This window comes from Clostridium pacaense, from assembly GCF_020709765.2.
Lineage (GTDB): Bacteria > Bacillota > Clostridia > Lachnospirales > Lachnospiraceae > Enterocloster > Enterocloster hominis.
The window spans coordinates 25,495-39,564 of record NZ_JAJFEB020000003.1; the positions used below are offsets into that span (position 1 = coordinate 25,495).

A 14,070-nucleotide genomic window follows, 5' to 3' on the forward strand; every position below is an offset into this window, starting at 1 on the left:
TCTGCTAAAATTCTGTTATAACCATTTACAGACAAGAGGAGGATGTATCATGAGGAAAAATTTTGTAAAGCGCACATCGGCCCTGGCATTAGCTGCATTCATGGCAGCATCAGCCGCAGGCTGTTCATCGGGAGGCAGCAGCCAGACCACGGCAGCGCCGGACACAACGGCCCAGGCAGCTGCATCCGGAGGGGAGACACAGGCAGGTGGGGACAAGGGAGGAACAGAAGCCACAGGTGAGCAGGTTACCATACGTCTGGTACACTATATGGGCGAGCAGGCCAAGAGGGATGCTCTGGACGCAATGCTGAGCGCATTCAACGAGGCCCATCCTGAGATCCATGTGGATGTGGAGGTGGTTGCATCCTCATCCTATATTGCAACTTATAAAAATTATATTGCAGCGGGGGAGGCGCCGGACATCATGTTCGGAAAACCCCAGACCATGCAGGAGTTTGTGGACGGCGGATACTTCATGGACCTTAAGGATGAGGAGTGTATGACCAATGTGCTGCCCATGCTGGTGGATGAGTGTACGGTGAACGGCGGCGTATACGGCTTCCCTATTGATGCGCAGGTAAAGGCAACCTTCTATAATAAGAAAATGTTTGAGGAGGCAGGGGTGGAGGTGCCCACTACCAAGGAGGATTTCTTCAAGGTATGTGATACATTCATGGACAAGGGGGTTTATCCCATGGTCCATCCCTACAACTTCATACACGGCGTGTTCCATGAACTGGATTCCTTCTTTACCAGCATGGCAGCGGGTACGGGCAATGAAAATGTGTGGATTGATTCACAGAACGGCGTAAAGGATTTATCCGGCAACCCAACGGTAGTGGAAGCCATGGAGATGTTCTCAAAGTTTGCCTCCTATAAAGATGCAGGGGATACGGCGGTTGACCAGACCCAGGGCATCCAGAACTTCGCGGCAGGCCAGAGGCCCATGTACATGAACGGCGGATGGCTGATGGGGGATGTGATTGCTGCAAACCCGGACGGGGATTTCGGCATGTTCCCCACGCCATGGTCTGATAATCCGGAGGAAAACAAGCTTTGGATCGGCATTGATGATGTGTTTGTGGTTTCCCAGCAGACCGAGCATAAGGATGAGGTCATGACACTGCTTAACTTCTTTGCCAGTGAGGAAAGCTCCAAGACCTGGATGGGCACTGCCAAACTGATGACCAGCAACGTCACGGTTCCGACAGATGATGCCGATGCGTTCATCAAGGAAATAAAGAACTATATTGACAACGACATGATTGTATCCAAGAGCCTGGTGCCGGATTATACTTCTGAGTATTCCACTGCGTTCCGCACCAAACTGCAGGAATTTGTCACACTGGACGACAGCCAGAGGGATGTGACAAAGCTGCTTAAAGATATTGATGATGAGATAGGGTCCATCCGGCAGTAGTTTTTCAACTTCATATAGACCGGTGGGTTGTCAATGACAGGTAACACGCTGGTACGGAAGTCCAGGGAGGTCCGGTTGCCGGGCCTCCCTGATACACTATAGTGAAATGGAGGAAAGAATGAACCATAAGACGAAAAAAAGGTTTCAGGAATTTACATTCATATTGCCGGCCTTGATCATGTTTTCCATTTTCGTGGCCTATCCCTTTTTGCAGGGGTTTCCCATATCATTTACAAAGTGGGATGGCATGAGTCCGGGTAAGACATTCGTAGGTATGAGCAATTACCTGAGGATCTTTAAGGATGGGAATGTCATCAATGCCACAAAGAATACCCTTGTATTCACAGCCGTGACCATGGTAGGCTCCAATCTTTTAGGCCTCTTGTTTGCCCTGATGATATCCAGGGTATCAAAGCTGAATAATGTGCTCAGGACCTGTATCTTTGTACCCTACTGTCTCAGCCTGGTACTGTCATCCTACATATGGAGGTATGTGTACAGCGATGTCTTCTATGATATTTTCGGAGTCCCCAGTCCCTTAGGAAACACCACCTGGGTCATGCTGGGCCTGGCCGTGATTTCCGTGTGGAGGGATGCCGGTTACTGCATGGTGGTGTATATTGCGGCCATACAGGGCGTTTCCACGGATTACTATGAGGCGGCTGACTTAGAAGGGGCCACGGGCTGGCAGAAATTTAAGGATATAACATTTCCCATGATTGCCCCGGCGGTCACCACTAACTTTACCCTGCTCCTGGCATGGGGCATGAAGGTGTTTGATTATCCCATGGCGGCAACGGCGGGCGGCCCGGGACGGGCTTCGGAGACAGTTGCCATGCTGATTTATAATAACCTGTTTACATACTTCCGGGCTGGCTACGGCCAGGCCATTGCAGTGGTGTTCACCATTGCCATATTTGCCGTGAGTACCATTGTGTCCAGGACCCTGAGGGCCAGGGAGGTGGAAATATAATGAAACAAACCGTAAAAGACAGGCTGTTCCTGGTTTTCAAGCTGGCTGTTACCTTATTTGTCATCAGCCCGTTTTACATTGCAATCATCTATTCTGTTAAGTCCAAGCCTGAGATGGTAAGCAACCGGCTGGCATTTCCAAAGGTAATCCACTGGGACAATTTTACAAGGGCCGTGGAGACCTCGGGGTTTGGGCTGGCCATGAAAAACAGCCTTGTGACCACGGTGGCGTCCGTGCTGGTCATCACATTAATCTGCACCATGTCGGCGTATATGATTGCAAGAAAGAATAACCGGCTTTACAATTCCATTTATTACATTTTTGTGGGAGCCATGATCATTCCCTTCCAGTCCATCATGACGCCTCTGTATATTGATATGACAAAATGGGGGCTGCTCAACACACTCCATGGATTCATCATGGCTAAGATAGGGTTTCAGATTGCATTTACAGTGCTGCTGGTATCGGGATTCGTAAAGAGTATACCCAGGGAGCTGGAGGAGGCCGCGGCCATTGACGGAGCCGGTCTTTATTCCATATTTTTCAGGATTGTGTTCCCGCTGATGAAGCCCATCATCCTTACATCCGTGGTACTGAACACCCTGAATGTGTGGAATGATTTCCAGATGTCCCTGACCCTTCTTCAGAAAAAGGCGGTCCGCAATGTACCCCTGACCCAGTATTTCTTTTTTGGTGAGAACAGCATTGAACTGGGGCTGGCATTTGCCCTGTTCATCCTGTCCATGATTCCCATACTGATCCTGTACCTGAGCCTGCAGAAATATATTATCGGCGGCATTACATCCGGGGCAGTGAAGGGATGATCATGCCTGTTTGAAAGCCCCCGCACGCGTTGACAGGATGAAGGCCGGTTGGTATATTGGGAAAATAAAAGCGGGTCCCGACAGGTGTTCCCGCAGAAGCGGAGGTACGGGGATGGAACAGCCGGGGAACAGGATACATTTCAGGAAGACATTATATTGTAAAATGATTGTGGTCACCCTTATGCTGGGAATCACGTTCTTTATTGCCCTGCTGTGGATATATAAAGCCAGCTGCAGCCGGTTTGAGGAAGAACTGACCTATCATTCGGATACGCTCACAGGACAGATATGCCAGAACGTGGACATTACCTTAAAGGAACTGGCAGAGAAGACCGTTCCGCTGACAGCCACCAACGAGCGGTTCGGCGCCCTGCTCAGCGGGGTGAGGGAGGAGGATAAGGGAAAGGAGATCCCTTTCCAGCGCCTGAGGATCCGGAACCATCTGGAAGAAATGCTGAGCATAAATGATATCAACTGGATTGCGGTGATTGACAGGAGGAATGAGGTTTATATGGCATACCGTGATTCCAGGCCCAAGAGCGCTGTGCCCGGAAGCATCGAGCTTCTTTCCCTGTACATGGATAACAAGGAAAACCTTTCGGACAGGCCCGGCAATATTGTGTGGCTTACAAGTGCCAATGAGGATGGGATCGTGCTGATGCGCAGCCTCTTTGACACCAATACCATGCAGTTCTGCGGATACATTGCAGCCGAGGTGAAGAACAAATCCCTGAAAGCCATATTTGAACACATTGACAGCAGTAAAGTGGGAAGCTTCACCCTCTATGACAGGAATGGGATTCCCATATATTCAACGGATCCTTCCTATGGACAGGGAACCTGGTCCGGGGAAGACCTGCCAAATACGGAGCAGTCCTCCCAGGGACGCCAGCGCAGCTATCTTTACGCTGAATACCCCATTAACAGGGGGAAGCTGAAGATTGCCCATGTCATTGACATGACGGAAAAGAACAAGCGGTTTTCAGACCTTTTATATCTTATATCGGGAATCGGGCTGCTTGTATTCCTGGTAATCATCATTTCCCTTTGGCTTATGTTCGGGAACATGGCAAAGAACCTGAAAATACTTCTGGAAAATATACACCGGGTATCCAAGGGGGACTTTGAACTGGAGCCTACCTTGTTCCGCAAAGGGGATGAGATGGATGTGCTTGCATTTAATATCCAGGAAATGTCAGGCAGGATTAAGGCATTGATGGACCAGGTAGTGCGTGATAAGGAGATACAGCAGCAGAACCAGTACCAGCTGCTGGAATTCCGCTATCATGAGCTACAGTCCCAGGTCAACCCGCATTTCCTGTTTAACATCCTGCAGTCCATTAACGGGATTGCGCAGATTAACGGGGACAGGCAGGTCAGCAGGCTGATATGCATGCTGTCCAAGTTCTTCCGGGGAAACCTGGAGCGCAGGAATGTTTCATGCCAGCTCAGGGAAGAGCTGGAGTATTCCAAGAACTATCTGGAACTGTATAAGGATATATATCCTGACAGGCTGGACATTGAATGGGATGTGGATGAACGTTTCCTTGATGTGGGGATACCTACCTATATTTTGCAGCCCATTGTTGAAAACTCCCTGGTCCATGGCATGGAGCCGATGATTGGGACCTGTACCATCCGGATTCGGATCCGGGAGCAGGGGGGCTGCCTTGTCATCTCTGTATGGGATGACGGCCAGGGAATCACACCCGAAAAACTGAAACAGTTGATGGCCGGGACGGGTGAGTCCAGGCATATAGGGATACGGAATGTGCAGGACCGTATCCAGATGCTTTACGGAAAGGAATATGGACTTACCATCCGGTCAGAATACCACGAATATACGGAAGTCAGGCTCAGGCTGCCGCTGAGGTGTGGATCATGACCGGATTTTACCAGCGGTACACACTGAGGCGGGAAAGGGGGGAAGAAGGATGTATTCAGTCGTAATCATAGACGACAATAAGATTGCAGTGGAGGCAATTGCCAAATCCACGGACTGGGAAAAATGCGGCTGCCGCGTGGCCGGGACGGCATATGATGGGATTGCGGGACTGGAGCTGATCCACGATGCGGCGCCGGACATTGTGATAATTGACATACAGATGCCTGGCTTTAACGGGCTGGATGTGATTAAGAAGATTAAGGGGGCCAGAAAGGATACCCAGTTCATCATCATTTCCGGGTACAGCCAGTTTGAATATGCCCAGCAGGCCATACGTTATGGGGTATGCGACTATCTTCTGAAGCCTATCATGACAGAGGAAATGGAGCAGGCGCTTATGCATGTGGCAGACACGCTGCGCAAGAAAGAGGCGGAGTCGGTACCTGCCCATATGGACAGCTTGGAGGCACGGCTTTATGCAATCCGTTCCGGCAGGCAAGGCTACTCATCCATGGTTTCCCAGGCAATCAGCTATGTGGACCGGAATATCAACCGCAATATCTCGCTCAGTGACGTATGCGACGAGCTGCTGGTATCCATGTCACATTTCAGTAAATGCTTCAAAAAGGAAACAGGGGCAGGATTTTCCTCCTATGTCACCATGATGAAGATGGAAAATGCCCGTATCCTGCTTAGGAATCCCAAGAACAGGGTCAATGAAGTCGCCCGCATGCTTGGGTACAGTGATTACGCATATTTTTTCCAGGTTTTTAAGAAGCAGTTTGGCTATGCGCCCAGCGATATAAAATTCAATGTAAAAAAGGAGGGCAAGAAAAATGATTCAGATGCCGGAGAATAAAAGGAATGTGCCGCAGGTCCTCACCTGTCTGGATGGCACGGATGTTAAGGACAGCAGGACATGGTTTGAAAAACGCAGGCCGGAAATCCTGGAACTGTTCCAACGTGAGGAGTATGGACGTCTGCCGGACATGGGTGATGTGGAAATAAAAATCCGGGTGGCGGATTCCAGGCAGGGAGCGGAAATCATGGAGGGCCGGGCGCTGCGCCGGACAGTGGAAGTGGAGGCCATCCGGGGAGGGAACCATTTTAGTTTTAATTTTGTTGTGTTCATCCCGGTGGGACAAAGCCGGCCGGTACCGGCATTCATAACAATCTGCAACCGCGGGATCAGGGACAGCGACCCTGCCAGACATTTCCTCAGTCCGTTCTATCCTGCTGAGACAATCATATCCAGGGGATATGCCTGCGCGGCCTTTTGCACCCAGGAGGTTGCGCCGGATTATGATGAGGGATTTGGTACCTGTTTCCACAGGCTGTTCCCGGAATACAGGGAGGACCGGCCTGCCGATGCATGGGGCGCCATAACCGCGTGGGCCTGGGCTGCCAGCCGGATTATGGATTACTTTGAAACAGACCCGCTGATTGATGAGAAGAGGGTGGCCGTGGCAGGACACTCCAGGGGCGGCAAGACAGCCCTGTGGTGCACGGCAATGGACAGGCGTTTTGCCATGGCTGTCAGCAGCTGTGCAGGAAACAGCGGGGACGCCATTGCGCGGGGATCCAGGGGCGAACGGATTAAGGACATTGCGGTCCGCTTCCCCTATTGGTTCTGCCCTAATTACCAGAAGTATAAGGACAATGAGGAAGCGCTTCCCTTTGACCAGCACATGCTGCTGGCCCTCATTGCCCCCAGGCTGGTATATACCACATCCAAGACATTTGACAGCTGGGCGGACCCGGAAGGCCAGTTTGAATCCTGTGTACAGGCAGACCCGGTCTACCAGCTTCTTGGCGTGCCGGGGATGGCTGAGAGGGAAATGCCCCTTCCGGAGCATCCGCTCCATGAGGGCAGGATTGGGCATCACCGTAAGACCGGGAATCATGATATGGATGAGTATGACTGGAACTGTTTTATGGATTTTGCAGATAGACATATGAAGTGATAAGGGCTGGTGTGCGGTTACGGGCCGGATGCAGAAGGCATTTACCGCCAGGTGAAAGTATTCCTGTGAAACTGTAAAGTTTCCTCCATCTGGTACGATAATATAAATAACAGGAATTTACTATCGGCCAAGAGGGAGGATACAGGATGAGGATACAGTTCAGTGCGGGCCAGCCCCGCAATACGGTCATCAATGCTGCGAGGGTCAACGCATCCTTTGCAAAAAGAGGGGCTGCCGGCAGCAGGGAAAGTCAGGGGAACAGGGCCAGGAAGGACCGCCTTACGCTCTCGCCCCAGGGGAAGCTGATGAGCATGATAGACAACCTGACAAAGCAGAAGCAGTCCATCATGGACCGGAAAAACAGCCTGATTGAGGAGACGCTTAAAAACGGCGGGAAGGTGGAGGATATTAAGGACCAGCTGAAAAATTATGGCAGGCAGCTGGCTGATATCGATAAGCAGATTACGGGACTCTATGCCCAGCAGGCCAAAGAGGCCGCAGGACAGGAGGATAAGAAAAAGTCAGGAAAATCCCATGCCGCCAGGACGGAAGAACAGGCTGAGACAGAATATCTGAGCAATCTGGCCAACTTGTCGGACGGCATAAAGCATGCGGAGACGGTTTCCTCGGTGAAAAACCGTGTTGAGGGAGAGGTTCATGTAAAGGAAGCGGAGCTTGGCATGGGTGAACTTCATGTGGATGTGCTGTCCGGCAAGGGAGAGGGTGTCACGGTCAAGGACATGATTGATAATGAGATGGGCGCCCTGGAAAGAAAGGAAAAGGAGATTGCCGGGTTAAGGGACCAGGCGGACCAGCTGGCTGAAAGCCAGGGCAGGGAACTGAAGGAGTCTGTGGATGAACTGAAGGAGAGCAAAGAGGACGCCAGCCACGCGGGTGAGGAGGAACCGTCCAAGGGGATGCTGACGGAAGGACAGGAATAAGGTTATCAATAAAAGGGCTGATGCAAAGAGACTGCCGGGGGTGATGAAAACCCAGGCGGATCCGTCTTTTTGCCAGCCCTTTTATGTGTCAGCCTTTTATGCGTCAGCCCTAAGGAATCCGCCAGAGGTACCCACTTAGGAATAAGCACGCCCCACTATACCAGCCCGGCCCTATACAGTTCCCAGGCAATCCGCGCGCTTTCCTCCAATTCTTCCAGACAATAGAATGCATCCATGATTGTTTTGCCGGGAACCACCGGTCCGTGGTTTTTCAGCAGATAGCCGTCGCTGTCACTGACCCGCTCACGGAATGCTGAGAAAAGGGCTTCGGAGCCAGGCTTTTCATAGGGAACCAGGCCCACGGTCCCCAGCTTCATTTTCAGATAGGGTGTGTGGTCCGGTATGCAGTCCTGCTCTGATTGGGCAGGGACAAAGCTCCAGAGCACGGAGTAGGTGCTGTGGGTGTGGATGACCGCGCCTATGTCCGCGGATTTCCCATAGAGCGCCAGATGAAGGGGCCACTCCTTGCTGGGCTTTTTGTCCGATACAGATGTGCCGTCCATTCTGACAGCCGTGAAATCTTCCCTGCGCATGGTGCCGAAACAGGAGCCGCTGGCGCTGATATAGACCAGGTCATTGTGCCTGAAGCTCATGTTAGCGGAAGAACCAGCGGTCTTTCCCCGTTCAAACAGGCTGTGGGCAGCCCATACCGCTGAATCCAGCTTTTCTTGTAATATTAAGTCTTCCATGATTGCCTCCCTGTATTAGTTATTTGGTTTTGCTGTCATGGCCAGGGCACGTCCGAAGAAGTCCTCCTGTCCAAAGTTCCCGCTCTTAAGGATCAGGCGGATATCCGGTCTTTCTGCCGGAACCATGATCGGTACGCCGGGGGCCACGCTTTCGCCCATCCAGTAGGAGGAAAAGCCCAGTCCCTTGGTAACTGCCCCCGAGGTTTCGCCCCCGGCGGATATGATCCTGGTATATCCGGCTTTTACTGCGCGGGCAGCCAGTTCGGCGGCCGCTCCTTCCAGCATGGCGGCTACCTTTTCGGCGCCTAGTTTCTGGTATTCCCTTACCTTATCCGGGGTGTCGGAACTGTATACGAGGACAGCGGCTGTTTCACTGCTGTGTTCCTTTATAAACCTCCATGCGTCATCAACGGTCTGCCTTCCCTCCAGCATTTCCCTTGGGTTCAGATGGCAGCAGGGGCCGCCCTGGCTCTGATACCATGCAATCTGTGAAAGGGTGGCCTTGGAACAGCTGCCCGCCAGAAGAAGGGCCATTCCTGCTGTGGCATTATCAGGAATCTTTCCCTGGGAGGAAAGCTTTTTGGTCCATTGCCTGGCCAGTGGTTCCAAAAGACCGCTGCCTCCTGTAAGAAGCGCAAGATGCCCGAACATGGAGGCAATCCGTTCACCGTCCTTATCCGTCCTGTAGTCCGGGATGATATAGAATGGTTCGCCGGGCTGTCTGTCCCCGGTTTCTCCGGAACCTGACCCTGCCATGAATCCATCGGCTCCCTGCTCCCCCACGCAGCGGCAGGAATACCGGCTCTGAGGTTCCATCAGCTTATCAATCCTGCTGTCCCACATGGGGGTGAGCGGATGGTTTTTCATGTGGCTTTCGTGGAGGGGGATACCGCCCACCATAAGCCTGCCGTCCTCCACGGTCCGGCCATTGACCGGAAGGGCAGGGCACAGAATGGTGTAAGGCACCTTCATAAGGTCCATCAGGGCGTCTGCAACAGGCCCGATATTGCCTTTGGGTGTGGAATCAAAGGTAGAGCAGTATTTAAAATAAATCTGTTCCACTCCCTGGCTGAGCAGGAAACGGGCCGCCTCAAGGCTGTCGGACACGGCCCGTGCAGTCTCCTGGGTCCTGGATTTAAGTGCGATTACCACGGCCTGTGCCTCTTCCTCCTGCCCTCCTGTCTCATTGTCCGGTGCCTGTATGTCTGGAATACCGTTATAAAGCCGTACGCTCATCCCTCCCTTGACCAGGAACGAAGCCGCATCGCTGGCTCCGGTAAAATCATCGGCAATACATCCTAAAACCGCCATCTGTAGTCCTCCTTTTAATCTGTCCTTCTAACCTGTCTTTCTGACATATGATACTGCATTTCCCTTTATTATACAGCAAATTTCATGCCAGGCACAGCAAATTGGAAAAAACCCGCGTATGCGGCTTTTTCTGTTGACTTTAAATCGCAGGTTATTATATAATCAGGCAAATGCAACATCGATGCAACACTTTTGATGAAACCGTGGGGAGGTAGTGTATGATCCGTCTTCTGTTTATTGTCCCGTATCCTGAATTAAGAGAAAAGGTAGAGCATGTCATATCCCATCATCCGGAGAAAAAGCGGCTTAACGCGGACATACAGGTCATGACGGTGGAGGATACGCCGGATATCCCGGCAGATGAGTATGATGCCATCATTGCCAGGGGATACACGGCCCAGAAGACAGTGGCCAAATACAAACAGGTGCCCACCATCGGACTGTCCATATCCGGGTATGACATGGTAAGGGCCATCTCGGAGTGCTGTGAGAAGTATCATCCAAAAAAGGTGGCTGTCCTTGGGTTTGGCGGGCAGATGTATGAGGTGAAGAACATATGCCGTTTTTTCAAAATCGATGTGGAGGTCCATGCGCCGGTCCGCCATGAAGACCTGGCGGCAAAGCTTGACCAGGCCATTGCGGCTGGCTGTGATGCCCTGATTGGGGGATATTCCGCCAATATCCTGGCGCGCCAGAAGGATTTTCCGGCTGTGGTGATACGGACAGGCGAGGATACGGTGCTTCAGGCAGTGGATGAGGCAATCCATACCGTGGACCAGATACGCCATCAGAGGATCATTTCCCAGATGTATAAAACCATCATCTATTCCTCCAAGGACGGCCTGCTTTATGTGGATGCAGCCGGGGTCATCCAGGTCCGCAACCGGGTCATCCGTCAGATGAACGGGGACATCAGCCTGATGGACCGTCCGTTGAAGCAGGCCCTTCCGTACCTGTATAAAATGTTCCATTCCGTGATTACCAGCGGACAGGAGGAGAGCGGCAGGATCCTCACCATCCCCGGAACAAAGGTCACGGTGTCGGTCAGCTGTACCCCGGTCATTGCCAATAAGGAAATCTCAGGGGTGGTATTCTTCCTGTCCGACATCACAATGATCCAGAACCTGGAAAGCCAGATACGCCGCAAACTCAGCGAGCGCGGATTCCAGGCCAAATATACGTTCCAGGATATCATCCACCAGAGCCGGGTCATTGACCAGACCATTGAGACAGCCAGGCGGTATGCCGCGTCTGATTCCAACGTGATCATTGTAGGGGAAACAGGAACAGGCAAGGAACTGTTTGCCCAGGGTATCCATAACAGCAGCAGCCGGAATAACGGCCCGTTCGTGGCCATCAACTGTGCTGCCCTTCCGGAGAACCTTCTGGAGAGCGAACTGTTCGGATATGTGGAAGGCGCCTTTACCGGGACCAGCAAAGGCGGGAAGATGGGGCTTTTTGAGCAGGCCCATGGCGGAACCCTGTTCCTGGATGAGGTGGGGGAGATATCCCTTCCCATTCAGAGCAAGCTCCTGCGAGTCCTCCAGGAGCGCCAGGTGCGCAGGATTGGTGACAATAAGGTGATTGACGTGAATGTGCGTATTATTTCCGCCACCAATAAGAGCATATCAAAGCTCTCTGACAAGGGGCAGTTCCGCAGGGACCTGGTGTACCGTCTGGATGTGCTGCGCCTGTTCCTGCCGCCTTTAAGGGAGCGGGAAAATGACGTGGAGCTTCTGTTCCTCCATCTCCTGCAGGTCCAGGGACGGGAAACCAGGACACCCTTGCCTCAGTTGGAGCCGGGCGCCCTTTCCCTTCTGCATCAATATCCGTTCATCGGTAATATCCGGGAACTGAAGAATATGGTGGAGCGGGCCAGCGTGCTGAAAACCGGGAATATCATTACCAGGAAAAACCTTCAGGATGCCCTTTATCCTCCGGATCTGGATATGGATCCGGATTCAGGCGGATCCCTCATGCTGTCTGCCAGGGAGGGGATAAAGGACGCTGCCGCGCTAAGCGAACCGGAAAGGCTGCGCCAGGCCCTGGAACAATGCAATGGCAGCCGCACCCGGGCAGCCAGGCTTCTTGGCATGGACCGGTCAACCTTATGGAGGAAAATGCAGAAGTACGGGATGTAGCTGGAAAGGACGGCTCTAAAACCGTTTCGGAATATAGTCTTTATAAGGAAAATCAGAGGTAACATGGGAAGAGTGATGCAAAATGTTGCAATATTTAAAGTAAATGTTGCAGGCGTTGCATCGCTTTTTCTGTTTTACAGCCAAAGGATATCAGTTCCGTGCAAGCAGATAATTCTTTTTTCCCTAATTTTATATAATGTTTATAATTGCATCAAAAAAGTTGGCATGAAGTTTGCTTTTTAATCTGGCAACAAAACTTGCTGTCCGGTTTCGGTGAATCAGTTATGCTAGTGCTCCATCCGGCCAGAAACCATACTCCCAGCACTGCCTATTTTGCCATCTGCTGCGTTGTCGTCAGTCAGCGGAGGACCCACTCCGCTTCCTTCCTCCGCCTTGCAGGCTGACAAAATATCCAGCACTGGCAGTATGGTTTCTGGCCGGATGGAGAACTAGGAGTACCTGATGAAAAGAAATCCGGCAGTAAAATACAAATTTGGGAGGGTTGGTTTTATGTCAACATCATATGTACTTATTGTTTTTGCACTTGTAATCCTGTTAATGATTTTCCTCATCTCCAAATGCAAGGTCAATGCGGCAATGGGAATCCTGATTGCCGCCCTGATACTGGCAATTGCACTGGGAACCCCATGGGCTGAAATCGAGGGAACCATAAACAGCGGCTTCTCAGGAACCATCAAAAGCGTGGCAATCGTCATCTTCCTCGGATGTACCATGGGTACGGTCCTGGAGAAAACAGGGGCGGCTGTGCGTATTACTAAATGGGCCATCAAGCTGGTTGGTGAGAAGAACATGATCTGGGCCATTGCCCTCAGTTCCTTTATCCTGGGCATACCGATTTTTGCCGATACCGTGGTCATCCTGTTAATCCCCATCGTATCTCTGTTAGCAGTACAGACCAAGAAATCCATGATGAGCTACGGCGCGGCCCTTTACCTGGGCGCCCTGGTAACCGCTTCCCTGGTACCTCCCACACCAGGACCAGTGTCCGCCGCAGCCCTGTTAAACGTACCTCTGGGCCAGGCAATCCTGTGGGGACTTATCGTTGCAATCCCTAGTGTGGTGGGTGCAACCATTTACTGTATGACACTGAAGACACCGGTGCTTCCAAAGGAGGAATTCCTGAAGGCGGCCCAGGAGACAGAACACATGGAACTTCCATCCCTGTCCAAGTCCCTGCTTCCAATCCTGTTCCCCCTGTTCTTAATCCTGGCGAATACGGTTGCATCTGTCATGATGCCGGAGACACCGGTGGCAAACTTCTTTGCATTCATCGGAAGCCCGCTGGCAGCGCTGTTTACAGGATGTATCCTTTCCCTGCTTCTGACAGGTAAGGAATGGAAGAGCAAGAAAGTATTAAATGACTGGGTAAATGAAGGAATCGTTGCAGCTGCAATGCCTATCGTTGTAACCGGTATGGGCGGCGCCCTTGCAACCTTTGTAAAGAACGCCGGCGTTGCTGAGAAGATTGCGGACATCATCGTACAGTCCTCCTTCCCTGCCATCCTGATTCCAATCATCATCGCGGCCATCATCCATGTGGTAACCGGATCCAATGCACTTGGCGTCATGACAGCGGCAGCGCTGGTAGAGCCGATGCTGGCAACCCTGGGCATTTCCCCGGTCGCAGCCTTCCTGGCATGCGGAACAGGCGCCCTGATGTTTAAACATGCCAATTCATCCGGATTCTGGGTAACCGTATCCATGTCCAATATGGATGTGAACCAGGGCATCCGCGCGGTTGGCGGCGCGTCCACGGTGGCTGGGTTCATCGGCGCCATATTTACCTGTATCCTGTTTGCGCTGCATGTAATCTAACCTGGCAAGTAATCGAATCCGGCACA

General features: G+C 51.9%; 11 protein-coding genes. 9 read left to right on the forward strand and 2 right to left on the reverse strand.

Annotated elements, in window-relative coordinates:
- Positions 1 to 49 precede the first annotated feature (49 nt).
- The 7 genes from LK536_RS36260 (at position 50) to LK536_RS36290 (ending at position 8,007) form a co-directional block, all read left to right on the forward strand.
- Positions 50 to 1,420, forward strand: a complete 1,371-nt coding sequence (locus tag LK536_RS36260) for an ABC transporter substrate-binding protein (RefSeq protein WP_227795188.1) — start codon at positions 50 to 52, stop codon at positions 1,418 to 1,420.
- 118 nt (positions 1,421 to 1,538) lie between these two features.
- Positions 1,539 to 2,393: a carbohydrate ABC transporter permease gene (locus LK536_RS36265; protein ID WP_227795189.1), complete on the forward strand. Its 855-nt coding sequence runs from the start codon at positions 1,539 to 1,541 to the stop codon at positions 2,391 to 2,393.
- Entirely contained in the window at positions 2,393 to 3,217 is an 825-nt protein-coding gene (locus LK536_RS36270) for a carbohydrate ABC transporter permease (protein ID WP_227795190.1), read from the forward strand. Before LK536_RS36265 ends, LK536_RS36270 begins: the two co-directional genes overlap by 1 nt.
- A 112-nt stretch (positions 3,218 to 3,329) precedes the next feature.
- Complete coding sequence (locus tag LK536_RS36275) at positions 3,330 to 5,102, forward strand: sensor histidine kinase (protein ID WP_227795191.1); 1,773 nt, start codon at positions 3,330 to 3,332, stop codon at positions 5,100 to 5,102.
- Between the two features lie 49 nt (positions 5,103 to 5,151).
- Positions 5,152 to 5,961: a response regulator transcription factor gene (locus LK536_RS36280; protein ID WP_227795192.1), complete on the forward strand. Its 810-nt coding sequence runs from the start codon at positions 5,152 to 5,154 to the stop codon at positions 5,959 to 5,961.
- A complete protein-coding gene (locus tag LK536_RS36285; protein WP_227795193.1) occupies positions 5,939 to 7,066 on the forward strand; it encodes an alpha/beta hydrolase family protein in 1,128 nt (375 codons plus the stop codon). The genes LK536_RS36280 and LK536_RS36285 overlap by 23 nt, the downstream gene beginning before the upstream one ends.
- A 146-nt stretch (positions 7,067 to 7,212) precedes the next feature.
- Complete coding sequence (locus tag LK536_RS36290; RefSeq protein WP_227795194.1) at positions 7,213 to 8,007, forward strand: hypothetical protein; 795 nt, start codon at positions 7,213 to 7,215, stop codon at positions 8,005 to 8,007.
- Between the two features lie 155 nt (positions 8,008 to 8,162).
- Here LK536_RS36290 and LK536_RS36295 read toward each other — a convergent pair whose 3' ends face one another.
- Both LK536_RS36295 and otnK read right to left on the reverse strand, forming a co-directional pair.
- Positions 8,163 to 8,756: a class II aldolase/adducin family protein gene (locus tag LK536_RS36295; protein ID WP_227795195.1), complete on the reverse strand. Its 594-nt coding sequence runs from the start codon at positions 8,754 to 8,756 to the stop codon at positions 8,163 to 8,165.
- A 15-nt stretch (positions 8,757 to 8,771) separates the two neighbouring features.
- Positions 8,772 to 10,067 (reverse strand): 3-oxo-tetronate kinase, encoded by a 1,296-nt coding sequence (otnK, locus tag LK536_RS36300; protein WP_227795196.1) that lies wholly within the window; start codon positions 10,065 to 10,067, stop codon positions 8,772 to 8,774.
- 218 nt (positions 10,068 to 10,285) lie between these two features.
- Between otnK and LK536_RS36305 the strand changes: the two genes are divergently transcribed.
- Positions 10,286 to 12,208: a sigma 54-interacting transcriptional regulator gene (locus LK536_RS36305; RefSeq protein WP_008721246.1), complete on the forward strand. Its 1,923-nt coding sequence runs from the start codon at positions 10,286 to 10,288 to the stop codon at positions 12,206 to 12,208.
- 510 nt (positions 12,209 to 12,718) lie between these two features.
- Complete coding sequence (locus tag LK536_RS36310) at positions 12,719 to 14,044, forward strand: GntP family permease (protein ID WP_227795197.1); 1,326 nt, start codon at positions 12,719 to 12,721, stop codon at positions 14,042 to 14,044.
- Positions 14,045 to 14,070: the final 26 nt, after the last annotated feature.